Here is a 26026-nt window from a genome sequence, read left to right on the forward strand (position 1 = left end):
CACCGGAAAGCCGTATGAGGGAAAACCTCACGTACGGTTTGATGAGGAGGGGCAGAAAAAAAATGGAGACGTTTTGATCTGCCTTTTACTCTAGTACGCTAACGAATTTCTTCCGCAGCCCTAAGACTTCTTTTACGAATAGGATCTGCTCACCACTCCAACCGGCTGCTCGCGTTATAGCGAGCAGCCGGTTTTTATATCATATTCGATGTAACCGAACTCCGCCCCCGCCCATCTAAGGTACATCCAAATATAAGAAAGGAAGATGCGCTTTGATAAACGAAGAACTGGTGCTGCGGGCCAGAGACGGCGATCGCGAAGCTTTTGTAGACCTGATGCGGCAGACCGAAGACGCGCTGCACGGCATGGCCTGGTCGATGCTGAGAAAAGAAGAGGATGTCGCGGATGCGATGCAGGAAACGGTATTCAAAGCTTACCGCTCTATCGCCTCGCTGCGGGCCCCCGCCTTTTTCCGGACCTGGATCTTCCGCATCCTCATCAACGAATGCCATACGCTGCTGCGCGGCCGAAGCCGCACCGTAACGATGGCAGACTTCCCCGCCGCCGCTTCCAAAAGCAGCGACTACGACGAAGTGGATATGCGCGATGCGGTGGACCGATTGGAAGAAAAGCAGCGGGTTGTCGTGATCCTGCACTATTTCGAAGACTTGAGCATCGCTCAGGTGGCAGAGACGCTGGAGCTTACGGAGAGCGCGGTCAAGACGAGACTGATGAGGGCCAGAGCGGCTTTGATGAAGAAATTTCAATTTCACAAGAAAGGGAGTATGAATTATGAATCGATCTAACGCCGAACGGCAGTTGGACCTGAATTTGAAAAAAGCAGCCGGAGCAAAAATGCCTGTTTCCCCGCTGGTCCGCACGAGTCTCGACGCCGCTTACGCTTCCCTGCCGGATCGCCCGGACGCAGACCCTGCAAGCGTCCAAACATCGAAGCGAAGAGGAAGACGGCGTTCCTCGGCTTTGCGCCGAACCGTCGTCGTCGCCGCTTCGGTCGTCGCTATTTCCGCCGGTTTGTTCGCTTCGGGCTTCGTCTCCCCCGTCATGGCCGATACGATCCGGGAGATTCCCGTAATCGGCAGCCTGTTCAGCAGGATCGAAGGCGACGCCGGGCTGCGCACCGCGGGCGAACGCAGTCAGGGGACCTTCGTTGAAGCGACGGGAACCTCGGGCAGTATGAAAGTCAAAGTCAAAGAAACGATCTTCGACGGCACCCGTGTCGCTTTTGCTGCCGATCTGACCGTGCCCGGCATCGACAGCACGTACAAGTTGGAAGAACGGATGCAGAATGTCAGCCTGAGCATCGACGGCAGGCCGGATATGAACGGATTCTTCTACGACGAACCGCAGGATCGGGGAAACGGCACCTATTCCCTGCTGATGAACATGCCGCTCGATCCCGCCGAAGCACGCGGACTGGACGAACGTTTCGACGGCAAAATTACGATTACGATGCAGGGGAACGTCGAGCCGCTTGTAGTCACAGTACCGTTCGAACGCATCGAAACCGACCGGGAGGTACACCTGAATCCGGGGCCGACGGTTAGCGACGATCGCTATACGCTGAGTATCGATACGCTGGACGTAACGGCTTCGACCGTACAACTGGGCACGACCCTTGAACTGAAAAACAAGAATGCTTCCGCCGCGGAGCAGGACGAAGCGCTGCTGGACAGCTCCTACGAGATCGTCGACGATCGGGGCAAAGTGCTGGACGTCGTGGGCGGACAGGCCATGCAGGACGGCGGCGCGATAACCGGCATCTCCAACTACGGCGCCGATCTGAGCGAGTCCGACTATATCGTCGTGAAGCCGTATCTCGGCGACGATCCTTCGAAAGTCTATCTCGAAGATCTGGAGATCAAGATCGATTTGAATGCGGGTCAATGACTGCTTCGTTATTGCATCGGGAGCAGACGGCTAAAAGGCTCCGCGAATTCTCGCGGAGCCTTTGTTCACGGTTTACGACGCTTGATTGCTTGATCGTTAAATCGCTTTGCGCGCCTGATCGAACAGCACGTTGTTTTCCAGGTGGATATGCTCGAACGTGTCTTTCTCCAACGCTTCCAGGCGGTTCAGCACCAGGCGGTGCGTGCCGCACGCGTCCATCGGAGGCACGAAGTCGCTTGTGATCTCGCGCAGTTCTTTGAGCAGATCGCCGGCTGCTTCGTGTTCGGTTTCCAGCTCCGACAGATGCGGTTTGAGCGCTTCGGCGGTTTCCGCGGAAGGGGAAGCGAAGTAGCGGGTCAGCAGCGGGAATACGTTACGGTCTTCGTCTTCGGTATGCTCCAGCAGATCTTTTTTGAGCAGCGAGAAGATCTCCTGAACGCGCAGCAGGTACGGACGGTGTCCGCCGTGCACGCGGGCCAGCTTCGTGACGTAAGGCGTCAGCGCCGGCAGTTCTTCGCGCAGGGCTTCGTGGTATTTGCGCTGGATATGGGCGATCAGCGCTTCGGGTTCCAGCGAGGACGGCTTCATGTCCTGGCGCTGCGCTTCTTCGCGCGCGATGTCTTCGATGCGGCTCAGCACTTCGGCCGTATCGAGTCCGCGCTCCTGCGCAGCCTGTTGAAGCGGCATTTTGCCTCCGCAGCAGAAGTCGATGCGCAGTTCGCGGAACAAATCTCCGGTGCGCGGCATTTCGCTGACGATATCGGATACCCAGGTGTTTTCGTTGATCGTTGCAGTTGTCATATAGATGGCCTCCCTATGGGCTTGGAATGGTAAAAGTTGCAGGACGCTCGCGCTTTTAGGCGCGCCGCCTTGTTCTTTTTCAGTATAGGGAGCCTTGAAAATACACCTTGTGATTTCAAGCACTATTTTTCACATTCGCGACAGTCGGCCTAAAAACATTCGATTTTCACCAGATCCGCAGCGCCTGCCCTTTCAGCTTCAACACGGCTTCGATCAGGAAATAATCCCCGTAAATGATCGGCACCTCGTAATCGCCGTTTCGCCCGTGGTAAGAACCGGTTCCGTGCGATACGATCGAATCGCGTTCCGGATTCCAATCGCAGTAGTCCCGCTCGATCGCCCGAAGGATATTCAGCGCTCCACGCAGATACAGTTCTCGTTCATGCCCGCCGACAAGTTCGGCCAGCTCCAGCAGCCCGCAGGCCGCGCAAACGCCGGCTGTCGTATCGATGCCCGACGGTTCGGCCGGCGCGCGGAAGTCGATCGGCGGAACGAAGCCGGAAGCCGCGATATTGGCGAGGAAATAATGCGCCGTCCGCTTGGACGCCTGCAAATACCGGTCTTCCCCGGTATGAACATGGCTCAGCGCCATGCCGTACAGCGCCCAGGCCTGTCCTCTCGACCACGACGAACCCGCTTCGAATCCTTGTCCGCCCGGCGTTTCGAGCAGATCGCCCGTATGCGGGTCCAGGATGGCGATATGGACGCTGGACCCGTCGGGGCGCAGCAGATGCTTCAGCGCGGCGTCGGCGTGATCGACGGCGATATCGGCGAAGCGCGGGTCGCGGGTCTCTCGTCCGGCCCAATACAGCAGCGGCAGATTCATCAGGCAGTCGATAATGATCCAGCCGGTGCAGTCGTCGTTCCACGCCCGGATAAACCGGCCGCGCGGATTGTACCTGCCGGCCAGCAGATTGGCCGCGTGCAGTCCCCTCGTTCTCGAACGGGAACTGCCGGTCAACCTGTAATTCGCCACCGCGGAGTGCATCCACATAAAGCCCACGTCGTGATGCAGCCCTTCAAACCCTTCGAGCGCCGCATCCAGCTTCCGTTCGACTTCTTCCGCGGGAAGCTTGTACCTTTCTTCGCCCGTGGCCCGGTACATCTGCCAGAGCATGCCCGGCCAGAAACCGTTGGTCCACCAGTAAATATCGGTCTCCGCTTTGTCTTCCAGGTATCTGCCGTTCTCCGGAATATACGGAATTCTGCTGCCGACCCGCTCGGTTTGGACACGCATTTTGACCTGGATTTTCTCCCAGATCCCGTCCAGCCACAGGCGGTCGTCATCGTTCAATCGATCCAGCACGTAAATCCCCTCCTTCTTGTCTTCCCTCACCCTTTGGTCGCGCCGGACGAGATGCCTTTCACGAAATACTTTTGCATAAATACGAATACGATCAGGACCGGAATCACCGAGAGCGCGGTGCCCGCGAAGATCATGTCCCATCTCGACGAGAATTCCCCGATGTAGCGGTAGATTTCCACCACCATCGTTTTGGGTTCGCCCGAAGGAAGCGCCAGCATCGGCAGCAGGAAATCGTTCCAGATGCCCAGCCCGTTCAGCACGACCATGCTTGCCGTGACCGGCCCGAGCAGCGGAAACACGATTTTCCAGAAGATGCCGTACCGGCCGCAGCCGTCGATTTCCGCCGCTTCTTCGATTTCTTTCGGGATGCCTTTGACGAAGCTGGTATAGAGCAGGCACCCGAAGCCCACCGCGCCCGCCACGTAGATCAGGATGGGCCCGGCCAGGCTGCCGTACAGGCCCAACAGCTTCAGTTCTTTGAACAGGGGAATCATATAAGCCTGGAACGGGATCATCATGCCGGCGAGGAAGTACAGGAAAATAAAGTTTGTCCATCTCGCCTGCCGGCGTTCGATCGCGTACCCGGCCATGGGAATAATCAGGATCTGCATCAGGATCGATACCGACGTCAGAATCAGGCTGTTCACGATGGCGCGCGGGAACTCGGTCTCGGTCAGCAGGTAGCGGAAATTTTCCAGATACAGCGAAGTCGGAAACGCGATCGCATCGCGCATGATTTCGCCGTTGCTTTTGAACGCGGACATCAGATTGAAGAAGATGGGGAAAAAGAACAGGACGGCGACGATCAGCGCGGCGGCGAGCAGCAGCCAATCGCTTAATTTTTTGCGCTTTTGCATACTCATCTCAGTACTGCACCTCCCGTTTGCGCAGAATCTTCACCTGGATTACCGTGACGATCAGGATCAGCACGAACAGCACCATCGCCAGCGCCGTTCCAAAGCCCTGCCGAAGTTCGCCGAAGCCGACTTTATAAATAATGTAAGTCAGCGTCTCGGTCGCAAATCCCGGCCCTCCGTCCGTCATAACGGCGATCTGGTCGAAGATCTTCAGGGCGCTGATCATGGACAGCACCATGCAGACCGTAAGCGAACCCGCCAGCAGCGGAAACGTGATAAAGCGGAACTGCTGCCAGCCGTTCGCTCCGTCGATGCCCGCCGCTTCCGACAATTCGGACGGAATGCCCTGGAGGCCGGCCAGGTAAATAATCATGTAGTAGCCGGCGCCTTTCCAGACGGTGGACAGGATAATGGACAGCATGGCGTATCGGGGATTGCCCAGCCAGTCCAGCGTCAAGCCGCCGAGACCGACCGCTTGAAGAATCTGGTTCAATACGCCGAAGTTGTAGTTGAGAATCATCGCCCAGACGAAGCCCATCACGACGCCGCTGAGCAGCGTCGGGAAGTAAAACACGCTGCGGAACAGATTTTTGAACCAGCGCACTTTGTCCACCAGCAGTGCCATCGCGATCGCGGCGATATTTTCGAGCACCACCAGGCTAAGTGTCAAGATCAGCGTATTCTTGAGCGCGTTGTGCACGCGCGGACTATGCCAAATTTCCGTGAAATTGGCCAGCCCGATAAAGCGGATATCGTCGCTGATGCCGTCCCAGGAGGTGAAGCTCAAATACACGCTGCCCAGGGTGGGCACAATCACGAACAGGGTGTACAGAATCAGCGACGGCAGGATAAAGACCAGGGCGAACGAATTCAGGCGTTTCTTTCTGCCGCGGCTCTGCGCGTCGGCGCGAAGCCGGGTTGTCGAAGCCGGCGTTCCCATACGGCCACTCCTTTCTTGAAGGCGGAACTTGCGCTTGAGCACTCCATTCCGCCGCCCGCCCGGTATCCGGGCTTTGTCTTTGTCCAATCGGGCGTCCTACTGCGCGTTGGCTTTGACCTGATTGTCGTACTCTTCGTCCACCTGCCGCATATACGTTTTGACGTCTCCGTTTGCAACCACCATTTCCTGAAGCTTTTTGTAGAACCAGTTGCGGAACTGCGGCGGAATCAGATTCTCGCCCCACCAGTTGTTGATCGCCAGCGACTTGGTAACGTCCGGGTCGTTCATCAAATCCAGCGCGACCTGCATCGCTTCGCCGGTCTCGTATTCCACCTTTTCTTTGGTCGACGGAAGACCGTTGATGCTCGCCAGATACTGCGCGTACTGGTCGGGTTCGAAAAAGAAGCGGATAAATTTCTCGATCGCTTCCTGCTTCGCCGGATCTTTGGCCGCGTCGGCGGACAGGCTCCAGCCGGCCGGCGAAGGAAGCCCGATCACATTCACTTTGCCCCGGCGGTCCGGCACGGCGTAGAATCCGTATTCGAAGCCCGGATCGGCTTCTTCGATCTGCGTGAACATCCAGGTGCCGGAGAACAATTGAGCCGCTTTGCCGGAAACGAGGATGGAAGCGGTCTGGTTGTCCGGGGTGCTGAGCCAGCCTTTGTCCACGTAGTTTTCGAACAATTCTTTGTAGTCGGTCATCGCCTGTACGACGTTGTCGTCGGCGAAGCTGACTTCCTTGTTCGTTTTCTTGGAGTTCCAATCGGGGTCTTCGGCGTACACATCGTCGATCAGGAATTTGTTGACCCAGAAGCCCATATGAAAAATGTCTTTGCCCCCGACTACAAGCGGCGTGATTCCGCCGGCTTTGAGCTTCTCCTGCACGGCGATAAATTCGTCGTACGTTTTGGGCAGCTCGCCAATACCGGCATCGGCGTAAGCTTTCTTGCTGTAAATGATGCCCTGCGGCGAATTCAGCACCAGCGGCGCGTTCCATACTTTGCCTTCCACTTCCGGCGGAGAATCGAACAGATCCAGCAGGCCGGTCGGAAGCTCGACGATCTTGCCGGCGTCGGCAAACACTTCGGTATCGCGCATCTCGACCAGATCGGGGAATTCGCCCACGGCGTCTTTGGTCTTCAGCCAATCCAGGTAAGAGCTGCTCGAATTCTCGCTGAGGTCCTTGATCTCGATCTCCGGATTGGCTTCCGTGAAGCGCTGCACCGTATCGGCAATCGCTTTGCGCGCGGCCGGGTCGCCGGCCGCATAGCCGATCGTAAAGCTGACTTTCTTGTCCCCGCCGTCTGCCGCGGTTCCGCTTCGTTGGGCCGAACCGCCGGTTCCGCACGCGCTCAGCAGCAAAGCGGCGGACAGCGTCAGCGCGGTCAGCGTGTTTCTTTTGGTCATGAATTTCAATCCCCTTTCGGTATAATCGGAACGAAAAACCGGTTGGATTTTTCGGTAAGCGTTTTCTTTAATCAGCATACCATTCGGATTTTCGCGCTTGAATGAACTTTTTTAAGCCGCGTATGCGGTGAATTTAAGAATAACCGTGAAAAGTCGGCATAAAAAAAGAACGGAGCGATTCGTCCGTTCTTGCGTCCCGGCGACTATTCGAATTCGGGAATCGGAAACCGGAGCCGTACGGAGGTCCCCATTCCTTCGCGGCTGCTGACGGACAGGCCGTACTCTTCGCCGTATACCGATCGAATCCGTTCGTGCACGTTTTTTAGTCCGACCGATTTGCCCGGAACGTTGTCCTCGTCCAGGGCGCGTTCGATCCGCTCCAGCGTCTCTGCGCTCATCCCGGTGCCGTCGTCGTCGATCGCGATGGACAGAACGCCGCCCCGCCTTTCCGCGGAGACGCCGATCGTTCCTTTTTTGAGACCGCGCAGACCGTGCTGGATCGCATTCTCGACGATCGGCTGGAGCGACAGCTTGAGCACCGGCCACTCCGGACGCACGTCGGGCGCCAGATCGACGCGCAGCGTGTAGCGGTTGTCGTAGCGCACCGAAATGATATAGAAATAATTGCGCAGATGCTCGATTTCCGTCGCCAGGCCGACCCGGTCTTCGCCGAAATCGATCACGTATTTCAACTGATTGGCGAGCGAGTGGATCATATCGGCCACTTCGCCCGCTTCTTTGTCCACCGCGTTCATCCGGATCACCTCGAGCGTGTTGTACAGGTAATGCGGCCGGATCTGGCTTTTCAGCGCATTCAGCTCCGTCTGCTTCTGCTTGATCTGGGCCACGTAGGCTTCGTCGATATGGGCTTGAAGACGCTCGACCATCCGGTTGAATCCCTGCGTCAGCCTGCCGATTTCGTCTTCGCTGTCGACCGGCGGCATCTTGTCGAGTTTGCCCGATTCGACCACGGTCATCTGTCGGGTCAGGCGGCGGATCGGCGAAGACAAACGGCGGGAGAACCACGCGCCCATCACGATCAGCGCCAGCGAACAGATCAGAATAGCCAGGTAAACGGTGGTCCGGGCGGAGAACAGCTGCTCGAACAGCGCCGTCCGATGCACGCCCGCAATCAGCCGGCCGCCCACGACCGGCACTTCTTCCTGGAGCAGCAGCAGATCGCGATCGGAGCCTTCGATCAGGCGCCTGACGGCGTCTTCGCCACCCTGGCGGCTGAAGAACAGGCGATCGGAGCCGTCCACCAGAACCAGCTCGTCTTCGCCGCCCAGCGACAGCTCGCCCAGGAACTGCCGGAACAACGAAGTATCGACATCGAAAAACAGCGTCCCGGCAATTTTCGGCTCGCGCGTCAGCGGACCGGACGTGTCGATCAGATTGCGGGCGACGGTAAACACGCTCCGCTGCGCGCCGACGAAATACGGATCGGCATGAGACGGGAAAACAGCGAGCTTCGCGGGTTCTTTTTGCATCGCCGTCTTCCAGCTCCGCACCGGCAGTTCGTCGCTCCGCAGCCCTCGGTTCTCCCTTTCCTGGTAATAGACCCTGCCGTCGCTTTCGCGCACGAAGTAGGCGGCGGTGAGATAGGGGTCGCTGTAAAGCACCGTTTTGAGAAAAGAATCGATCGGGGTCGCGTTGATTTGTTCGAGTTCGTTCACATTGTACATTTGATTCCGGCGCATGCTGTCCGAGAACCCTTCGTACCGCCCCGTATACATCAGTTTGGAAATATCGTCGTACTGTCCGAAAGCGGAATTCAGGTTGTAGCTCATGTACAAAATCATCTGTTCCAGGTTGCCGGTCGTATAGCGCGTCACATAATTCGAGAACGTCTGGACCGAGAACAAACTGAGCGCAAACAGCGGAACCAGGCCGACCAGAATAAACGACGTGGAGAATTTGGCGAAAATGCTTTTGGGCAGCAGTTTGCGATAGCGCGGCAAGAACGCTCCTCCTTTTCGCATCAGGACTTGGGACGGCCGGACGATCGGTAATCCTGGGGAACCTGTCCGTACTTTTTCTTGAACATATCGCTGAAATGCCGGACGTTGTTGTAGCCGACGCGCTCCGCGATCTCATAGATCATCAGGTCCGACTCCAGCAGCAGCTCGAGCGCTTTCTTCATTCGCGTTTCCGTTACGTGCGTTTTGAAGTTCCGGCCCGCGTGTTTTTTGAAAAAACTGCTGAAGTAATAAGGATTCATGTAGAAATCGGCTGCCATCGTTTCCAGTGTGATCGCTTCGGCGTAATGTTCGTCGATGTAAGCGTGAATGCGCTCCGCAATCCGGTTCGCTCCCGCGGCGTTCTTCCCGGCAAGCGCTTCCAGCGCGGAGCGGTAAGATTCTTCCGCCAGCCCGGGATGAGCCGCTTCTTCCCCCACGCCGCACGCAACCCGAAGTTTCAAATAAAGCAGGATTCTGTCGGTCAGCTCCCCGGTCATGCGCAGCAGCGCTTCTCCGCTTTCCTGCTGGGTCAGCACGACAAAACGATCTTCTTTTTGAAAAAGCAGTCCGCGCAGCGGATATTCGCTTTGTTCCAGCGTTTCGCGGATCACGTTGGACAAAGCGAAGCGGGCCAGGCTCCGTTCGCTCTCGCGCCAGCCCGATCCGTCGAACGGTTCGCTGATTTCGAGCGCGAAAACGGCGCAGGGTCTATCCGGGTCGACCGCGCCGAGCTCCGCGAGCGTCGTCAACGCCTGCGCGCTGCCGCCGCACAATCCGGCCAGCAGCAGCTCGATCGTTTGAATGCGGTCTTTCTTCTCGTAGTAATCCAGCTTTTCCCTCGTGCGTTCGCCGGCGTTTTGTTCCCGTATGGCGCGCGCGGCTTTGGACACGACCGATTCGAGCTGATGCTTGTCGATCGGCTTGACCAGGTAATCGAGCGCCCCCAGCTGCAGCGCTTGGCGCGCGTAATCGAATTCCTGGAACGCGCTGATGAACACGACTTTGACTCCTTTTCCCTGCCGTTTCAACTCCTGCATGATCTCGATGCCGCTTCCTTCGGGCATGCTGATATCGCTGATGACCAGCTGCGGATCGCGCTCGCGGATCTGCTGCCGGAGCTCGCCGCCGTCGCCGGCTTCGCCCACAATGCGGAATCCGAGCTCTTCCCAGGGCAGCAGCTTTTTTAAGCCGCGCAGAATAATCGGTTCGTCGTCCGCCAACAGCAGCCGGATCAAACTCATGGATACTCCCCCTCTTCCTGATCTTCCGCGCGAAGTCCCTGTACCCGGAACAGCAGAGCAAACTGCCGGGCGAGAAACTGCGGCGAATACGGCATGTCGTGATGCAGCCACGAAGCGATGGTGCCGATCAGCGCGGACGAGCCGAACCAGGTCGCCACGTCTTTTTGCACGCCGTGCCGCGACAGATTGTTCTGCGCGGCGCCGTCGCCGATCTTGCGCACAAACACGTCCCGGAGCCGTTCGTGGAAAATGGGCACGCGCCGGGAACCGATCACCACTTTGTAGAAATCGGCGTTCTCCGCGATATGTTCGAGCAGTCCCAGCAGGATCACGTCCTCGCTGCCTTTTTTCTTCTCCTGGACTTTGCGGGTCAGCGCGCGTTCGATATCCACCACCATCTCTTCGGCCATTTTCTCCAGCATATCCTGGATATCGCGATAGTGCAGGTAAAAAGTGACCCGGTTGATCGTGGCGCGCTCGGCGATCCGGTTCACCGTGATCTTGTCGACTTCCGTTTCTTGAAGCAGATCGATCAGCGCATGCTTGAGCAGGCTTCGGGTGCGCAGCACGCGGGGATCGATTTTGGTTTTGTCGGATTGTGTCATCGTTTAGCTCCCGTTTATTTTTCTGGTTTACACTTTTCTACGAAGTGTCGATTAATCAAATTTTAAACAACGTTTTTTACGGTTGTGCAAACTAATTTACGGTTTCTGTAAAAGTGTCGCTTGTAAGCGGCGGTTTGTCGTGACTATAATCTTGTTTATGCAATGTCGATTATCCGACACGTTGTAAAAAAAGTCTATACACAGATGAGAGGATGGAGAGAAATTGAGCAGTACCGCAGCAAACGACACCGCATCGGCCAAAAAAGGCCCGATCATGTTCATCATGATCCTCGGCGCTTTCCTGGCAACCCTGAACCAGACGGTGATGAGCGTCGCTACGCCGGAGCTGATGAAAGACTTCGACATCACGGCCGCGACCGCGCAGTGGCTGACGACCGGCTACCTGCTGGTCAACGGGGTGCTGATCCCGATCACCGCTTACCTGATGCAGAAATTCTCGACGCGCCAGCTGTTCCAGGCCTCGATGATTATTTTCCTGGCCGGCACGATCGTGGCCGCCATGGCGAACGGCTTTCCGGTCCTTCTGACCGGCCGCCTGATCCAAGCCGCCGGCGCGGGCATTATCATGCCGCTGCTGATGAATGTTATCCTGGCCTTGTTCCCGCCGGAGAAACGCGGTTCGGCTATGGGCCTGGTCGGTCTGGCGATTATCGTCGCCCCGGCGATCGGACCGACGCTGGCCGGTTACGTGCTGGAGAATTATTCGTGGGAAACGATGTTCTACGGCATGATTCCGCTGGCGGTTATCGTGATCGCGCTGGGCTTCATCTATCTGCGCAACGTCGGCCAACGCATGAACGTCAAGTTCGACGCCGTCAGCGTGATTCTGTCCACGATCGGCTTCGGCGCGCTGCTGTACGGCTTCAGCCGGGCGGGCAGCCTGGGCTGGTCCAGCTCCGAAGTTCTGTCCATGATCGCGATCGGATTGATCGGCCTGATCGTCTTCTCCTGGAGACAGCTGAAGATGCAGGCTCCTCTGCTCGATCTGCGCGCGTTCAAATTCAGCATGTTCTCGCTGACGACCGTCATCAGCATCGCGGTTACGATGATTATGTATGCGGACATGATGCTGCTGCCGCTGTATCTTCAGAACGCCCGCGGTTACACCGCGATCGAATCCGGCCTGCTGCTGCTGCCGGGCGCGCTCATTATGGGCCTGCTGATGCCGGTCACCGGCCGCCTGTTCGATAAGTTCGGCGCCAAATGGCTGACCGTGTTCGGCATGGCGATCGTGATCGGCACGACGCTTGGCTTTATCAACCTGAGCGATACGACCAGTTACACGTACCTGGTACTGATGTCCACCGCGCGGCGGATCGGCATGGCGTTCATGATGATGCCGCTCCAGACGGCCGGCCTGAACCAGCTGCCGCCGCGCTTGAACGCGCACGGCACCGCGATCAGCAACACGACCCGCCAGGTCGCCGGAGCGATCGGCACTTCGCTGCTCGTTACCGTCATGTCCGACCGCGCGAAGTCCCACGCGGCCGATATGATGGCGAGCGGCGCGGACCCGTCGACCCTCGCGACGCAGGCCCAGATCGCCGGCATCAACGACGCTTATGTCGTCATTGTCGGCATCGGCGCGGTCGGCCTGCTCCTGTCGTTCTTTATCCGTAAAGTAAAGCGCGGCACGGATGAACCTGTGCATGTAAACGTCGAAGCCGGCAAACCGGTTCAGGCGCGTTAAGCTGTAAAATACAAAAAAGAACGGATCTGCTTCGGCAGATTCGTTCTTTTTTTGCTGTGCCGGGCGCGGAAATCCCCACAAACCCGCTGCTGCGGCGCCGGTCGCTTTTTTCAAAAATCCGCTTCCTGCTCCCGCTTCTTCTTCGGAATCTTCGGCTTGGTCAGATCGAAGCTGTGGCGGACCAGATCGAAAATATCTTCTTCGTCCAGCCCGCCGTCCAGGATCACCGTGTTCCAGTGTTCTTTATTCATGTGGTAAGCCGGCTTGACGTCTTCGTGCAGATCGCGCAGCATGGCGGCCCGCAGCGGTTCGCATTTCAGGTTGGCGCACCAGTGCCCCTCGCGGTGGTAAATAAAAGCGAACGATTTCTTGCTGCCGGTATGCCGCATCACGGTCCAGGTGTCGGAGAACGGATAGTCCTCGTAAGCGCCCATGTACGTCAGGCAGTGCGCGATGATTTGTTCTTTGTCCATCTTTTCGCCGCTCCTTTCCAATGTCCGGAATAACTTTCCACCATTATATCAAACATGCGTTCGCGCCAAAAGAGTATTTAGCCGAAAACAAAAAGCGCCCGCCGAGGCGGACGCTTGAAGAATTATGCAGTGTTATAAATAGGATCAGAAAACGCTCGTGACCGTTTCGTCCACCTGGCGCAGAATATCGGCGTAGCCCGCTTCGTCCAGATAGCCGATGCTGCCAAACAGCAGATGGCCGACGGATTCGATGCCGACGAAGTCGAGGATGCCTACGGTTGCGGTGGCGCGCAGAGCGTCGCTCATGCCGATCCGGTCGTAAATAGCCGCCGGCGTGCCGTGCGTGTTGATGATAAGTCCTTTTTTGCCGGACAGCATCTTGACGATGCCGTTGTCCCCGCTGCGGTATGCGAAGTTGTACGCAAACACGCGGTCGATATAGCCTTTGAGGATCGCCGGAAGTCCGGTCCACCAGATCGGATAAATAAACGTTACGGCATCCGCCTGGGTAATCAGTTCCTGTTCGGTCTTGATATCCTGCGGCGTGTCGCCGACTCTCATTGCGGCGGTGTCCTGCGGCTTCAGCACCGGCTGGAAGTCCAGTTCGTACAGGTCGCGGACGATGACTTCGTGGCCTTGTTTCTTCAGCGCGGCGGCGGTGGTGTCGAGAATGGCGCGGTTCAGGCTTTCGGTGTTCGGGTGGGCGTAAACGATCAGGTGTTTCATGGCGGGTAACCTCCGTTAAGTTGAGTTTTTGAGCGAGCGTTATAACTTTCCAATCATATAGACATCTATACATTTGATGAAAACAAACCTAAATATCATAGATATCTATGTAAACACTGAAACCGGATTTGCATCCGGTATTTCAAAATCGGTCCTGCACGTTCTCCAGCAGTCGTTCCAGCTCGATTCCTTCTTCTGCGGACAATCCGCCGTACAGCGTCTCGTTCAGCAGATCGGATACTTCGCGGAACACCGGCTCCAGCTCTCTCCCCTTCGGCGTAAGACCGATCAGCGTAACGCGCTGGTCTTCCCTGCTCTTGCTTCGCTTGACGTAGCCGAGCTTCTCCAGCTTGTTGACCAGAACGGTCAGCGTCGGCTGGGTGCGATTGATCGCTTCGGCCAGTTCGGTGACGGACAACTCGTCTTTGCGGTACAGAAACATCAGTACGCCGCCGTGAGACGGGACAATCCCTTCGATCCCCCGCTTCTCCAGCTCGCTTGTGATCAGCTTCTGCGCCTGATCGTTGATTCGGCTGATTAAAGCCGCTGCGTTGTATCGGTTCATGTTTGAAGAATAACATAGATGTCTATGTATTTCAAGAGAGAAATTCTTTTTTTTAAAAATGATCGTTCCCATCGGTGCCGCCCGCCAAACAGACCGTGCGGTTCGCAGCGGAACCGCCGGCCCCGGCGAGCCTGCCTTCTGTCTACACCGGAACCCTGTCCAGCAAAGCCAGCATTTTCCGCACGGTCAGCAGCACGCCGTTCTCGTCGTTCGACCGGGTCACAAACGCGGCCGCGGCTTTGGTATTCTCGCACGCATTGCGCACTGCGAAGCTGAACTCGGCGATATCCATCAGCTCCACGTCGTTCTCGCCGTCGCCGAAAGAGAGCGTTTCTTCCTTCGCGACGCCGAGCATTTCCTGGAGCTTCATTACCGTTTCGCCTTTGTGCGTGCCGGACGCGGTAATATCGAGCCAGTCGGCTTCCGAGTCGACGATATAGATTTGCCCGTGCATCGTCCGCTCCACATGCAGCCGAACCGCGGCGCTGCGTCCGGCGGGATCGTATACCGTAATCTTGACGAACGGTTCTTCGATCTGTTCGAACGAACTCGTCCGGCTTACTTCGCGGTACGAATTCTTCACGATCGCATAGTCCGCCTCCCCGATGTCTTCGCGCACATAAGCGGATGCTCCGGTGCAGGCGATGACGACCAGATTGGGATCGAAATCCAGAATTTCACGGATCGAAGCCAGCGCAAGCTCGCGTTCCAGCGAGAACGTCCGCACAGTCCGGCCGTCCCGCTTGATCCGCGCCGCGCTGTCGCCGAGTATCCAGATTCCTTCGCGTCCGGCGAACAGCTCCTCCACCCGCTCGCATTGTTTGCCGGTGCAGGCGGCAAAAGCAACGCCTTTCTTTTTCATTTCCTCATACACGTCGTCGAACAAATCGCCGTCGAACGATCCGCCGCTGTTCAGGAATGTACCGTCGAGATCCGTTACCACCAGTTTGAACATTCGTTCCGCCTCCGTTTTATAGACTCTCGCGTTCTTTATAAAGATGGTTTATAAACCTTGGATTTACTTTACCGCGTGGAACGCGTTTCATGTCAAGCCGGATATTACAGGAGGAACGAAAGGCCGAGTCGGCGAGGAAGGCGGAAGAATCGTTTAAATCCGGCGGGTCCGGTACTTGTCACGGTCCGCTTCGGTAATCTCCCGGACCACCCGGCACGGATTGCCCGCGGCGATCACGCCCGGCGGAATATCGCGGTTGACTACGCTTCCGGCGCCGATCACGCTGCCCGCTCCGATCGTCACGCCCGGAAGCACGACGACGTTGCCGCCGATCCACACATTGTCTTCGACGGTGATCGGGTAAGCATACTCCAGTCCTTCGTTGCGCTGTTCGACGTCGAGCGGATGCCCTGCCGTATAGAAGCCGCAGTTCGGCGCGATAAACACATTGTCGCCGAACGCGACTTTGGCGGCGTCGAGAACGATCAGGTTGTGGTTGGCGAAAAAGTTGGAGCCGAACTCAATGTTATAGCCCTGATCGCAGTAAAACGGCTGTTCGATTACAAAAGGACCGTCCGAGCGGGCGACGATCTTGCGGATCAGCGCCTCCCTTTTATGCAGCTCCAGCGGGTTCAAATGATTGTATTCGAAGCACAGCGATTTGCAGTAATTGCGCTCGCGCACAAGCTGCGGATCGTTGTTGTTGTCGTACAGCAGGCCCGCGGCCGCTTTTTCTTTCTCGGTCATGGAGCGGTTTGTCATCGTTTTCTGCCTCCGGTCGATTGAATTTCAGGCGGATGGGGCGCCCGGTCTATTCTTCAGTCTGTTTCATCGGACAACCGGTGTCAAGGCGGATAGGCGCGCGCATCGTTTTGTTCGCCCTGCAGCAAAAAGGGTATGTAAGCTTAGACACACGGTACGGCGAATAAGATTCTGTACCCTTTTCTGCGTCGAAACATCGATGAAGGAGGAAGAATATGAGCGGAGAACTGCATGATCTTTTTGCGGAAGTGTATGATGAAGTGAAGGCTGTGCTGGACGAAACGGAAGGGATGTCCCATCCCCTTGTCGTACTGTTTCGAACTTCGCTCGAAGACGAGCGGGGAGCGTTCGAACGGCTGCTGCCCGCGCTGGAGCGGGAGAAGCCGGAACTCGAATCGTTTAAAAAGGACTGCTCGATCGTCTACCTGAACGACGAGATCGCCGAATCCGCGTTTCGCGCCTGGCTCAGAGCGGTCGACTGGATGGATCACGCAGACTCGGAGGAAGCGTCCAAATTGGAAAACCGTTTCCCCGGCATGAAAGATACTTTGAAAAAAGCGGCGGCCAAAATGGAAGACATCTACGGCGCGGCGAAGATCAAATACGTCGTGCCGGCGCTGTACCAACCGCAGACGGGAGGCGTGCAATGAGCTGGCAAAAAGAACGCATCGACATGAACGTATACACCCAGGGCGAAGTCGACCGCTGGGTGTACAGCACCTGCAATCTGTGTTCGGTCGGCTGCGGCTGCGAGATTGCGGTCAAGGACGAGAAAATCGTCGGCATCCGCGGCAACGGGAAGCACTCGATCAACCGCGGACGGCTCGGACCCAAAGGCGAGAACCAGTGGCAGGCCAATTCCAGTCCGGACCGCCTGCTCTCCCCGCTGATCCGCAACGAGCTGGGCGAACTGACGCCGGCTTCGTGGGACGAGGCCATGAACCTGATCGTAAGCAAAATGAAAGAAGCGATCGCGAAAAAAGGACCGAACAGCATCGCCATCTACTCGACCGGGCAGGCTTTCCTGGAAGATTATTATACGATCGCCAAAGTGGGCCGCGCGGGTCTGGGCACGCATCTGCTCGACGCCAACACCCGGCTGTGCACCTCGACGACGGAGTTCTGCCTGCTTCAATCGTTCGGAGCGGACGGCGCGCCGGCTTCCTATGAAGATATCGATGCAACCGACACGCTGATGCTGTTCGGCCATAACGTCGCGGAGACCGGCACGGTGCTGCACGAGCGCATCATGGACCGTAAAGCGCGGACGGGCAAACCGTATATCATCGCCGTCGATCCTCGCAAAACGCTGACGGCGCGCGGCTCCGACCTGCATTTGCAGCTGCGCCCGGGCACCAACGTGCCGCTGTTGAACGGACTGCTGTATCTGATGCTGCAAAACGGCGCGGCCGATCGCGAATTTATCGAAAAGTATACGATCGGGTTCGAGGAAATGCGCGGCGCACTGGAAGAATGGACGCCGGAACGCACTTCCGAAGCGACCGGCATCCCGGTCGAGACGCTGCTGGAAGCCGGGCGTATCCTGTCCGAGACGCCTTCCCTCGTCTCGACGACGCTGCAGGGCGCGTTCCAGAGCGCGGACGCGACGACCGCCTGCGTGGCGATCAACAATATCCATCTGGTGCGAGGTTTGATCGGCAGACCGGGCAGCGGCCCGCTGCATATGGCCGGCCAGCCGAGTTCGTCGTCGAACCGGACGGTCGGAGGCGTGGGTACTTATCCGGCGAACCGCAACCCGATGAATCCGCAGCATCTCGAAGAAATGGGCAGGCTGTGGAACGTCGATCCGGCGAAACTGCCCGCGGGACCGGAGAAAGGCATCGAAGAACAGCTGGAGATGATCGAGCAGGAGCAAATCGACGTGTTCTGGAATATCGGCACCAATCCGCTCGTTTCCCTGCCGAACCGCAAGCGGGCCAAAAGCGCGCTGGAAAAAGTGTTCGTTATTATGCAGGATCATTTCCTGACCGAGACGTCCAAAGTCGCCGACATCGTGCTGCCCGCGGCCATGTGGGGCGAGAAAGAAGGCACGATGGAGAATGCCGACCGCCGCATCAATCTGCTGCGCAAAGCGGTGAATCCGCCGGAAGGCGTGCGGACCGACCTCGATATCCTGATCGATTTCTCCAAGCGCATGGATTTTCGCGACAAAGACGGCAATCCGCTGATCGGCTATTCCACGCCGGAGGAAGCGTTCGAGGAGTGGAAAGAAGTATCGCGCGGACGCCCGAGCGATATGACCGGCATGACGTACGAGAAGCTGGAGCGGCACAACGGCCTGCGCTGGCCGGCGACGGCAGAGCGTCCGGAAGGCACCGTCCGGCTGTACGAAGACTTCAAGTTCCCGACTTCCGCCGAGTATGCGCAGAGCTATACCAAGGACCAGTTTACCGGCCGGGCGCTGACCAAAGCCGAATACGAAGAGAAGCAGGCCGACGGGCGCGCCATCCTGCACGCCACGCGCTACAATCCGCCGTCCGAGCAGCCCGGCGGAGATTTCCCGATGTGGCTGACGACCGGACGGCTCGTCTGGCACTGGCACACGCGCACTAAGACGGGGCGCTCGCCTTATCTGCAAGCCGCCGCTCCGCACGGCTATGTGGAGCTGCACGAAGACGACGCCCGCGAGCACGGCATCGTCGAAGGCGAAGTCGTCCGCGTCGTGTCGCCGCGCGGCTGGATCGAAGTGCCGGCGAAGATCGGCGACGCCGTGCAGCGCGGACTGCTGTTCGTGCCGTTCCACTTCGGCAGCTGGGAAAGCAACCAGGCCGCCAACGACCTGACGGCCGACTTCGTCGATCCGCTGTCCAAGCAGCCGACGTTCAAGCAGTCGGCCTGCCGCATCGAGAAGCTGCGCCGACAGCATCTCGTCGCCAGCGGCGAAACGATCGGCTATATCGCCGGGCAGTACAAGATGAGCGTGGACGACCTGCTCAAGGTCAACCGCCTGGACACGCCTTACGGCATTCAGAGCGGCCAGCATCTGGAGGTGCCGATCTCGGTCATGAATGTGCCGATCCAGCCTTACACGCCGCAGCGCACGGAATTCGCGAAAACGCCGGTCGAAGAAGGCGGCGGGCAGTAAGCGACGCAGCGCGGGAAACCGATAAGAAACAAGAATGCGAAAAAGGACTGTCCCAAAGCCGGGAATTCGGCGGGGCGGTCCTTTTTGATTTGGCGAGAAGTGAGGAATGAGGATCAAGTGAATGTTGCAGGAGCGCATCATTTTCTCCGAAAAAAGAGTCTGAGACCCATATTATTGCAGAGGTACAACATTTCTATCGATTTTGCGCGTTAAAAGCTGAAAAAGGCAGGAAATGATGCACGTACGCAACATTGCGTATATTTTGAAGCATCCGCCGAAAAAATGATGCACATATGCAACATTCGCTTCGATCAGCCCGGATTTTTTCGCTTTCGCCGAAGATTATTCACCGGAGCGGCTGCGGATGCTGCCCAGCTTCTCCGGTCCGATCACCATGTAAATCCGGTCGATGCGCATTCCGTCCGGCCCGCCCGATTCCGTATAAGGCATCAGGATCATGCGGGCTTCCCCCTCTTCCCTGTACACCAGCTGAAGCTCGCCGTTGACGGATTCGATCTGCGGCGTCCATTCCCTTGCCTGCCGCAGCAGGCGGCGGGACGTCAGCAGCGCGCAGACGCCTTTGCGTCCTTCCATCGGCCGCACGATCGTGCGAATCCGCTCGCCGCCTCCGTCGGCGACCAGCATCGGCCGTTCGCCGAGCAGCCGCAGCACGCCGGGCACATCGTAAGCGGCGAACGCCGCCGCGAAAGCTTGCAGCAGCGCGGCGCGCGTACCGTCTGTTTTATCGGCTTTATCCGTCCTGTATGCTCCGTCCACCTCGCTTGTTCCGATTCCTCTGTCAGACCTGCCCGCTTCTTCTGCCGCATCCGCTTTATCAAAGTCCGCTCCATTCGATTCCGCCGTAATCGAAGGCGGGCCTTCCGAGCGCAGCTTGCGGCGCGTACGGCTGAAGATCTGCCTGACGGCGCTTTCGGACTTCTCCGTCATTTCGGCGATTTCCCCGTAAGGGTAATCGAACGCTTCGCGCAGCACGAACACGATACGTTCCGTCGGATTCAGCTTGTCCAGCATAACCAGAAAAGCGAACGACAGCGTATCGCCGCGGACCGCCGCCTCCTCGGGGCCGAGCGCGGTCTCGTCGACCGGTTCGGGCAGCCAATCCCCGATATACCGCTCGCGCCGGCCGCGGGCGGAATTCAGCAGATTCAGGCAGCGGTTGGCGGCGGCCCGGGCCACATACGATTTGGGATTGCGCAGCGCAGCCGGTAACTTATGCGACAGCTCGGCGAACAGTTCCTGCACGACGTCTTCGGCGTCCGCCGCCGATCCCAGCATCCGGTAGGCGACCGCAAACGCATAAGAGCGGTAATGCCGATACAGATCGGCGACGTCCTGCGCCGGAGCCGCACTGTCGTTTTCGGGCTGCCGCAGCGGGAAGCCGGGCCGCGATTCGGTTTGCTTTTGAGATAATGTCACGCGCTCTTCCTCCTTGTGCCGGGTGCCGGCTTGAACTTCGCCGGGCGCTTTACTCCAGCTTAACGCCGGGATACATGCCTGTCGAGATCGAGATCCGGTTCCAGGCGTTGATCGTATTGACGACCATCACAAGATCGACGTACTCCGCTTCGCCGAAATACCGGCGCGCCTCGGCGTATACCGCTTCCGGTACGCCGCGCTCGCCGATGCGCACAAGGTGTTCGGCCAGCTCCAGCGCCGCGCGTTCTTGACCGGCGAAGACCGGCGAATCCCTCCAGACCGCAAGCAGAAGCAGCTGTTCTTCGTAATCGCCGAGCCGGCGCAGGTCCGCCGCATGGGCGGCTACGCAGAACGCGCAGCCGTTCAACTGCGACACGCGCGTCTTGAGCAGCTCGACCAGCGATTTGTCCAAGCGGCAGCCGCCGATAAAGCGTTCCAGCGCCAGCATGGCGCGGTAAGCCTCCGGATTGGCGCTGCGGTAATTCAAGCGAAGGTTGAGATGCGATTGTTCGGTATTCACCGTAATTCCTCCCGGGGAAAAGGATAGACGGATCGTTCCGCCGTCTGTATGGAAGACAAGGCAGCCGCGCTTTTTGTGACAACTTGTTTGAAGACGGATAAACGCGCAAAAAAAACGCCGGACTCGTCCCGAAGGAAAGTCCGGCGTCGGCGCACGAATTTTTTAACGAATCATCTTCTCCAGCTCGTCCAGTCCGATCTCGAACGAAGGGTTGAACTCCTCGGAGCGCACATAGTTCAGCACACTGTGCAGGAACTGGCGTCCGTCCGGCGACTCTCCGGCGGCGGCCGCGTCGACCGGACAGACGATGAGTTTGCCGCCGCCCGTTTGGCATTCGAACAGCAGGCCGAGCTTGTGGTTGCGCTCGAAGTTGTCGATCGTCTGCACGATCGGCTCCCATTCGGACGGCGTGCCGTCCAGGATCACCGAACGCGAATTCATGACGACGTTCCACCAGGAATAAGTCGAATGCGTATCGGACGGGAACTCGCGCAGCGCCGGGTGTCCGCTGCGGATCAGCAGGCCGTGCGTGCCGACGGGAACTTTGCGGTCCATGCTTTCCGAGATCGAACGAAACATCGGATAGCACCAGAAGTCCGACGCGTAGGTCCCTTCGATCGCATTTTGCAGACCGGAAGGATTCGGCATCAGCAGCACTTTGCCGCCCTGCGCCAGCACGGCTTTCGCTTCGTCGTTCAGCGCCGCGAATACGTTGACGCCGCCGAAGTCCGCCTGCGTTCCTGCCGGGTAGATCCACAGCTCGTAGTTCTTGTACACGTCCGTGCCGTCAAGCCGCAGCGACAGTTCGACTTTGCGCATCTTGTCCGCCTGCGGAAGCGTCAGCTCCAGCGTTCCGACCGGCAGCACGTCGCCCGCCTGCGACAGATTCGCCGCCAGCGTGCCGGAGCCCAGCTTTTCTTCGCCCGCATTCAGCTCCCAGCCGACTTCCACCGCGCCCGGCGCTTGCGGACGGAACCAGCTCAGTTCGATCTCCGCGCGGAACGCGTCGCCGGCAACCAGATTGTACGTCGGGAACTTCGCCAGCAGCACCGCGTCGGCGCAGAACGAACGCCAGTCTTCCGGCGAGATCAGCCCTTTGGAATCCATAAAAGCGTCCAGCATCCCGACCAGCGCCGTGCCCTGTCCGCTGAAGTCCTGCAGATCGAGCAGCTGGAAGCCCGCGAGCTTTCTCGAACGCAGCGCCGCTTCCAGCTCTTCCTTGTAGCATTCCGCCGCCAGTTTGCCGGAGTTCTCGAAGTATGCGCGGGAGAGATGCCCCAATCCTTTTTCCTCCAGACGCTCGCGGAAGATCTTGAAGTTCTCCGCTTTGAGCGGCCCGGTGTACTTGTCGATCTCGTCGAAATTCGGGAACGTCGCGTACTGCCCGATTTCGTGCGAAAGAACCGGAACGTCCGAGATCCATTCGCCGCCGTCTCCTTCCGCTTCGACCGTTTTCATCCCCGTGCCGTACTGGATCTGGATCGTCGCTTTCCCGCCTTTGGCCGATTCGCTCTCCTGCGTGCGCGGCGGTTCGATCCGAGCGTCGTAATCCGTCAGCGTGCCCGGGGGCGATACCTGGACATGGCCCTGCGGCGCGTCGCACATGGCGTACGATCCGCGGAACAAACGCTCGCGCGTAAAGCGCACGCCGCAGAAGAAGTCGTCGTGCTCCAGCAGCTCCGGCACCCACTGGTGGTTGTTCGAGCCCTGCGTATACAGCGGACGGCCGTCGAATTCTTTGTAGCCTTTGAGGATCGAATCGATCTTTGTCCGGCTGCCCCACAGCTCGTTGCCGAGCGAGAACATGACGAACGACGGATGATTGCCGAACGCTTTGAGGATCTCGTAGCCTTCTTCGATCAGGTAATCCTGTTCCGCCTGGTTATGGTTCTCGTCGCCCGGCTCCGTGATCGTGCCCCAGAACGGCAGTTCCGGTTCCATATAGATGCCCAGCAGGTCGGCGGCTTCGAACGCGGCTTCCGGCGGGCAGGCGGTATGGAACCGGTAATGGTTCATGCCGTACGCTCGGGAAATGCCCAGGATGCGCACCCATTCTTCGACCGAGGCCGGCGCATAGCCGGTCAGCGGGAAAATGAGTCCGTCGTGCTTGCCGCGCAGGAAGGTGCGATGACCGTTGATCTCGAACTTGTCGCCGGCCGCCGTAAATTCGCGCAGACCGAAGACGGTTTCGAAAATATCCGCCGTTTGTCCGTTTGCGTCCAGCAGTTCCAGCTTCAACCGGTACAGCTCCGGCGTCCATTCGCTCCACAGCCGGGCATTGTCGCCGAGACGGTACACCGCTTCGATCCCGCCGCCGCTCAGTTCGAACTCGGCCGTTTCCGCGGTATGCGCGCTCTCGCCGTTGAAACTTTCCGCCGAGACGCGCAGACGGGACGCTTCGCCGCCGGCGATCTTCGCCGCGACGCGCACGCTGCGGTCCGATACGTTCGGGTAAGTGCGCACGCCTTCCAGACGCGCCGACCCGAAAAATTGCAGCTCGACCCGGCCGGTAATTCCGTTCCAGTTGGTCTGCGTATCCGGCGAAGTCATATGGCCGCCCTTGGTCGGATAGTCGGTGTTGTCCACGCGGATCGTCAGCGTATTGCGTCCTTGCGTCAGTCTGCCGGTCAGCTCGTATACATGCGGCGCGTTCAGGCTGTTTCGGGCGCCGATCTCTTCGCCGTTTACCCAGACCGTTGTCGCGCGCGTGCGCTCCAGATGCAGGAACGATACGGAATCGGTCTGCTCCGCGGAAATATCGATGTCTCTTGTAAACCAGGCATAGCCTTCAAACTTATATTCGTCCGTCAGCGAGCCGATCAGCCGTTCTTCGTTTCTCGGTCCCCTGCGGGCGTGCGAAGTCGTGCCGGGCAGTTCCATTTCGTCGCGGAACGTCTGCGGCAGTCCTTTTTTGTCGGCGTCCAGTTCCAGTTTCCATACGCCGGACAGGTCGATTTTGCTCAGCAAAGTCAATCACTCCTATAGTTGAATACGTTCTCTCCGTAATAACTATAACGTTTTCGACACAAAGCGGCAATTCCTTTGTCGACAGCGTTTGCCGCTCAGGCGCGGCGTTCGCGGTCGAACCAGAAACCCGCGTAAGGCGCCGGCTCTTCCAGGTGCTCGCCAAGCTGTTCGGCGGCTTCGCGCGCCCAGAACGGGCTGCGCAGCAGCGGTCGCCCGATCGCGATCAGATCGGCGCTGCCCGCCCGCAGAATCTTTTCCGCCTGCGGTCCGGTCGTAATCAACCCGACGGCCGCGGTGGGAAGTCCCGCTTCGCGGCGGATTGCGTCCGCATACGGAACCTGATAGCCGGGATGGATCGAAGGCGGCGGCTCGGGATGAATGCCTCCGCTGCTCGCGTCGATCAGATCGACGCCCTGAAGCTTCATTCGCTTGGCATATTCGATCGTATCGCCGATGCGATTGCCGGTTTCTCCGTATTCGTCTGCCGATACGCGCACGAACAGCGCTCCGGGCCAACGGCTGCGCACGGCGTCGATTGTTTCTTGCAGCATCCGGTAGCGTCCTTCGACCGAACCGCCGTATCGGTCCTCGCGTCGATTGGTGTGAATCGACAGGAAGTCGTTCAGCAGATAACCGTGCGCGGCGTGCAGCTCGATCGCGTCCACGCCGGCCCGCGCCGCCCGCGCGGCGGCTTCGCCGAAATCGCGAACGATGCCCTCGATTTCTCCGGAGGACAGCTCCCGGCTCGGCGCGCCGCGATGCGGAAGCCCGGAAGCGGACACGGTTTTGTCCGCGAAGTCCGATTTGCGTCCGGCATGCCAGAGCTGGATGCCGACTTTCGAGCCCTGGGCATGCAGCGCATCGACCAGGCGGCGCAGCGCCGGAATCTGTTCGTCGCTCCACAGGCCGAGCGAGCCTTTTCCCCGCCCGGCTTCCGCAACGGCGGTTACCTCCAGCATAATCAGGCCGACCTGGCCCAGCGCTCTTGCGCCGTAGTGCAGCAGATGCCAGTCGGCGGCTTTCCCGTCGTCTCCGGCCGAGACCGTCCCCATCGGGGACATCATGATTCTATTTTTGAGTTCCAGACTGCCGATTTTTAGCGGACTGAACAGCAAGCTCATTGTTCTCTCCTCCTTTTTGGGTACAGCCTTTATTTTAGAGAGAAAAGATGCTAATTTGAATAAATCGATTGCGGGATAATACTCGTAAAACCTTTTTTATTTCGGTATATTGGCGCGAATGCTTTATAAATTTAAAGGAGGCGGGAAAATGGATCGTACGGACGCGGAAATTATAGGGACGCTGCAATTACAGGGGAGAATTTCGATGAAAGAGCTGGGCGCGCAGGTGGGCTTGTCGCAGCCCGCCGTAACCGAGCGGGTGCGCAAGCTGGAGGAACGAGGCATGATCGACCATTATAGCGCCGTCGTATCGCCGGCCAAGATCGGCAGGTCGATCACCGCCTACCTCATGTTTTTAACCAAAGACTGCGAGAAACTGGTGGAATTCTGCCGCCGATCACCCGAGCTGACGGAATGCCACCGGATCAGCGGACAGTACAATTTTTTGCTGAAAGTGGTGACCGAATCGCTGCATACGCTCGAACTGTTCACCAATGCCTGCGGCAAGTACGGCGATTCCGTAACCCTGGTCGTGATGTCCACGCCGATCGAGAATCAGCCGCTGCTTCCGGTCATTGCCGATTAACGGCATCAGCCGGAAGCGGAAGCCGCCGGAACTCTGCCGACGACGATACGTAAACGCGGCGGCGGCCCGAT

At 58.3% G+C, this 26026-nt stretch carries 23 protein-coding genes; 6 read left to right on the forward strand and 17 right to left on the reverse strand.

Annotation, left to right across the window (positions count from 1 at the left end; translation table 11 throughout):
• Positions 1-272 precede the first annotated feature (272 nt).
• Positions 273-806, forward strand: coding sequence for a sigma-70 family RNA polymerase sigma factor (locus QWJ34_RS26090; RefSeq protein WP_302732043.1), 534 nt, complete (start codon positions 273-275; stop codon positions 804-806).
• Positions 793-1908 carry a DUF4179 domain-containing protein gene (locus tag QWJ34_RS26095; RefSeq protein ID WP_302732044.1) on the forward strand — a complete coding sequence of 372 codons (1116 nt, stop codon included), beginning with the start codon at positions 793-795 and terminating at the stop codon, positions 1906-1908. The genes QWJ34_RS26090 and QWJ34_RS26095 overlap by 14 nt, the downstream gene beginning before the upstream one ends.
• A gap of 96 nt (positions 1909-2004) precedes the next feature.
• Here the strand turns inward: QWJ34_RS26095 and ric are convergent, their stop codons facing one another.
• The 8 genes from ric to QWJ34_RS26135 all read right to left on the reverse strand — a co-directional run bounded on the left by ric (position 2005) and on the right by QWJ34_RS26135 (position 11026).
• Positions 2005-2709 (reverse strand): iron-sulfur cluster repair di-iron protein, encoded by a 705-nt coding sequence (gene ric, locus QWJ34_RS26100; RefSeq protein ID WP_302732045.1) that lies wholly within the window; start codon positions 2707-2709, stop codon positions 2005-2007.
• A gap of 166 nt (positions 2710-2875) precedes the next feature.
• Positions 2876-4015 carry a glycoside hydrolase family 88 protein gene (locus QWJ34_RS26105; RefSeq protein ID WP_302732046.1) on the reverse strand — a complete coding sequence of 380 codons (1140 nt, stop codon included), beginning with the start codon at positions 4013-4015 and terminating at the stop codon, positions 2876-2878.
• Positions 4016-4041: 26 nt separating this feature from the next.
• Positions 4042-4878, reverse strand: coding sequence for a carbohydrate ABC transporter permease (locus QWJ34_RS26110; protein WP_302732047.1), 837 nt, complete (start codon positions 4876-4878; stop codon positions 4042-4044).
• Between the two features lies 1 nt (position 4879).
• The gene (locus QWJ34_RS26115) at positions 4880-5812 is read right to left on the reverse strand and encodes a carbohydrate ABC transporter permease (RefSeq protein WP_302732048.1); all 933 of its coding nucleotides are present in this window, start codon (positions 5810-5812) and stop codon (positions 4880-4882) included.
• Positions 5813-5908: 96 nt separating this feature from the next.
• Entirely contained in the window at positions 5909-7219 is a 1311-nt protein-coding gene (locus tag QWJ34_RS26120; protein WP_302732049.1) for an ABC transporter substrate-binding protein, read from the reverse strand.
• 203 nt (positions 7220-7422) lie between these two features.
• Positions 7423-9180 (reverse strand): cache domain-containing sensor histidine kinase, encoded by a 1758-nt coding sequence (locus tag QWJ34_RS26125; RefSeq protein WP_302732050.1) that lies wholly within the window; start codon positions 9178-9180, stop codon positions 7423-7425.
• A 20-nt stretch (positions 9181-9200) separates the two neighbouring features.
• On the reverse strand, positions 9201-10421 hold the full coding sequence (locus tag QWJ34_RS26130; protein ID WP_302732051.1) for a response regulator: 1221 nt from the start codon (positions 10419-10421) through the stop codon (positions 9201-9203).
• Positions 10418-11026 (reverse strand): TetR/AcrR family transcriptional regulator, encoded by a 609-nt coding sequence (locus tag QWJ34_RS26135; RefSeq protein WP_302732052.1) that lies wholly within the window; start codon positions 11024-11026, stop codon positions 10418-10420. Before QWJ34_RS26135 ends, QWJ34_RS26130 begins: the two co-directional genes overlap by 4 nt.
• A gap of 274 nt (positions 11027-11300) precedes the next feature.
• On the opposite strand from QWJ34_RS26135, the gene QWJ34_RS26140 reads away from it, so the two are divergent.
• On the forward strand, positions 11301-12737 hold the full coding sequence (locus QWJ34_RS26140; RefSeq protein WP_302732077.1) for a DHA2 family efflux MFS transporter permease subunit: 1437 nt from the start codon (positions 11301-11303) through the stop codon (positions 12735-12737).
• Positions 12738-12847: 110 nt separating this feature from the next.
• On the opposite strand, the gene QWJ34_RS26145 is transcribed toward QWJ34_RS26140, so the two are convergent.
• The 5 genes from QWJ34_RS26145 to QWJ34_RS26165 form a co-directional block, all read right to left on the reverse strand.
• Positions 12848-13210, reverse strand: a complete 363-nt coding sequence (locus QWJ34_RS26145; protein WP_302732053.1) for an MmcQ/YjbR family DNA-binding protein — start codon at positions 13208-13210, stop codon at positions 12848-12850.
• 144 nt (positions 13211-13354) lie between these two features.
• Positions 13355-13936 (reverse strand): NAD(P)H-dependent oxidoreductase, encoded by a 582-nt coding sequence (locus QWJ34_RS26150; protein ID WP_302732054.1) that lies wholly within the window; start codon positions 13934-13936, stop codon positions 13355-13357.
• A gap of 142 nt (positions 13937-14078) precedes the next feature.
• Positions 14079-14501 carry a MarR family winged helix-turn-helix transcriptional regulator gene (locus tag QWJ34_RS26155; RefSeq protein WP_302732055.1) on the reverse strand — a complete coding sequence of 141 codons (423 nt, stop codon included), beginning with the start codon at positions 14499-14501 and terminating at the stop codon, positions 14079-14081.
• A 142-nt stretch (positions 14502-14643) separates the two neighbouring features.
• Entirely contained in the window at positions 14644-15456 is an 813-nt protein-coding gene (locus QWJ34_RS26160) for an HAD-IIB family hydrolase (protein ID WP_302732056.1), read from the reverse strand.
• Positions 15457-15609: 153 nt separating this feature from the next.
• The gene (locus QWJ34_RS26165; RefSeq protein WP_302732079.1) at positions 15610-16203 is read right to left on the reverse strand and encodes a sugar O-acetyltransferase; all 594 of its coding nucleotides are present in this window, start codon (positions 16201-16203) and stop codon (positions 15610-15612) included.
• A 230-nt stretch (positions 16204-16433) separates the two neighbouring features.
• Here QWJ34_RS26165 and QWJ34_RS26170 point away from each other — a divergent pair, with 230 nt between their 5' ends.
• Both QWJ34_RS26170 and QWJ34_RS26175 read left to right on the forward strand, forming a co-directional pair.
• The gene (locus QWJ34_RS26170; RefSeq protein WP_302732057.1) at positions 16434-16868 is read left to right on the forward strand and encodes a hypothetical protein; all 435 of its coding nucleotides are present in this window, start codon (positions 16434-16436) and stop codon (positions 16866-16868) included.
• Positions 16865-19324, forward strand: coding sequence for a molybdopterin-dependent oxidoreductase (locus tag QWJ34_RS26175; RefSeq protein WP_302732058.1), 2460 nt, complete (start codon positions 16865-16867; stop codon positions 19322-19324). The genes QWJ34_RS26170 and QWJ34_RS26175 overlap by 4 nt, the downstream gene beginning before the upstream one ends.
• A 342-nt stretch (positions 19325-19666) precedes the next feature.
• On the opposite strand, the gene QWJ34_RS26180 is transcribed toward QWJ34_RS26175, so the two are convergent.
• From QWJ34_RS26180 to QWJ34_RS26195, 4 genes are all read right to left on the reverse strand, one after another.
• Complete coding sequence (locus QWJ34_RS26180; protein WP_302732059.1) at positions 19667-20761, reverse strand: sigma-70 family RNA polymerase sigma factor; 1095 nt, start codon at positions 20759-20761, stop codon at positions 19667-19669.
• 49 nt (positions 20762-20810) lie between these two features.
• Positions 20811-21281: a carboxymuconolactone decarboxylase family protein gene (locus tag QWJ34_RS26185; RefSeq protein WP_302732060.1), complete on the reverse strand. Its 471-nt coding sequence runs from the start codon at positions 21279-21281 to the stop codon at positions 20811-20813.
• A 162-nt stretch (positions 21282-21443) separates the two neighbouring features.
• On the reverse strand, positions 21444-24248 hold the full coding sequence (locus tag QWJ34_RS26190) for a beta galactosidase jelly roll domain-containing protein (protein WP_302732061.1): 2805 nt from the start codon (positions 24246-24248) through the stop codon (positions 21444-21446).
• A 95-nt stretch (positions 24249-24343) separates the two neighbouring features.
• On the reverse strand, positions 24344-25369 hold the full coding sequence (locus QWJ34_RS26195) for an oxidoreductase (protein ID WP_302732062.1): 1026 nt from the start codon (positions 25367-25369) through the stop codon (positions 24344-24346).
• A gap of 148 nt (positions 25370-25517) precedes the next feature.
• On the opposite strand from QWJ34_RS26195, the gene QWJ34_RS26200 reads away from it, so the two are divergent.
• Positions 25518-25955, forward strand: coding sequence for an Lrp/AsnC family transcriptional regulator (locus QWJ34_RS26200; RefSeq protein ID WP_302732063.1), 438 nt, complete (start codon positions 25518-25520; stop codon positions 25953-25955).
• Positions 25956-26026: the final 71 nt, after the last annotated feature.

This window comes from Saccharibacillus sp. CPCC 101409, assembly GCF_030518235.1.
Classification (GTDB): Bacteria; Bacillota; Bacilli; order Paenibacillales; family Paenibacillaceae; genus Saccharibacillus.

What these genes read in the sequence shown, in the direction of transcription:
- QWJ34_RS26165 (WP_302732079.1), bottom strand. Translation starts at nt 16,203, where the DNA reads ATGACCGAGAAAGAAAAAGCGGCCGCGGGCCTGCTGTACGACAACAAC.
- QWJ34_RS26095 (WP_302732044.1), top strand. Translation starts at nt 793, where the DNA reads ATGAATCGATCTAACGCCGAACGGCAGTTGGACCTGAATTTGAAAAAA.
- QWJ34_RS26140 (WP_302732077.1), top strand. Translation starts at nt 11,301, where the DNA reads ATGTTCATCATGATCCTCGGCGCTTTCCTGGCAACCCTGAACCAGACG.
- QWJ34_RS26155 (WP_302732055.1), bottom strand. Translation starts at nt 14,501, where the DNA reads ATGAACCGATACAACGCAGCGGCTTTAATCAGCCGAATCAACGATCAG.
- QWJ34_RS26160 (WP_302732056.1), bottom strand. Translation starts at nt 15,456, where the DNA reads ATGTTCAAACTGGTGGTAACGGATCTCGACGGTACATTCCTGAACAGC.
- QWJ34_RS26110 (WP_302732047.1), bottom strand. Translation starts at nt 4,878, where the DNA reads ATGAGTATGCAAAAGCGCAAAAAATTAAGCGATTGGCTGCTGCTCGCC.
- QWJ34_RS26135 (WP_302732052.1), bottom strand. Translation starts at nt 11,026, where the DNA reads ATGACACAATCCGACAAAACCAAAATCGATCCCCGCGTGCTGCGCACC.
- QWJ34_RS26200 (WP_302732063.1), top strand. Translation starts at nt 25,518, where the DNA reads ATGGATCGTACGGACGCGGAAATTATAGGGACGCTGCAATTACAGGGG.
- ric (WP_302732045.1), bottom strand. Translation starts at nt 2,709, where the DNA reads ATGACAACTGCAACGATCAACGAAAACACCTGGGTATCCGATATCGTC.
- QWJ34_RS26150 (WP_302732054.1), bottom strand. Translation starts at nt 13,936, where the DNA reads ATGAAACACCTGATCGTTTACGCCCACCCGAACACCGAAAGCCTGAAC.
- QWJ34_RS26170 (WP_302732057.1), top strand. Translation starts at nt 16,434, where the DNA reads ATGAGCGGAGAACTGCATGATCTTTTTGCGGAAGTGTATGATGAAGTG.
- QWJ34_RS26175 (WP_302732058.1), top strand. Translation starts at nt 16,865, where the DNA reads ATGAGCTGGCAAAAAGAACGCATCGACATGAACGTATACACCCAGGGC.
- QWJ34_RS26130 (WP_302732051.1), bottom strand. Translation starts at nt 10,421, where the DNA reads ATGAGTTTGATCCGGCTGCTGTTGGCGGACGACGAACCGATTATTCTG.
- QWJ34_RS26195 (WP_302732062.1), bottom strand. Translation starts at nt 25,369, where the DNA reads ATGAGCTTGCTGTTCAGTCCGCTAAAAATCGGCAGTCTGGAACTCAAA.
- QWJ34_RS26115 (WP_302732048.1), bottom strand. Translation starts at nt 5,812, where the DNA reads ATGGGAACGCCGGCTTCGACAACCCGGCTTCGCGCCGACGCGCAGAGC.
- QWJ34_RS26145 (WP_302732053.1), bottom strand. Translation starts at nt 13,210, where the DNA reads ATGGACAAAGAACAAATCATCGCGCACTGCCTGACGTACATGGGCGCT.
- QWJ34_RS26120 (WP_302732049.1), bottom strand. Translation starts at nt 7,219, where the DNA reads ATGACCAAAAGAAACACGCTGACCGCGCTGACGCTGTCCGCCGCTTTG.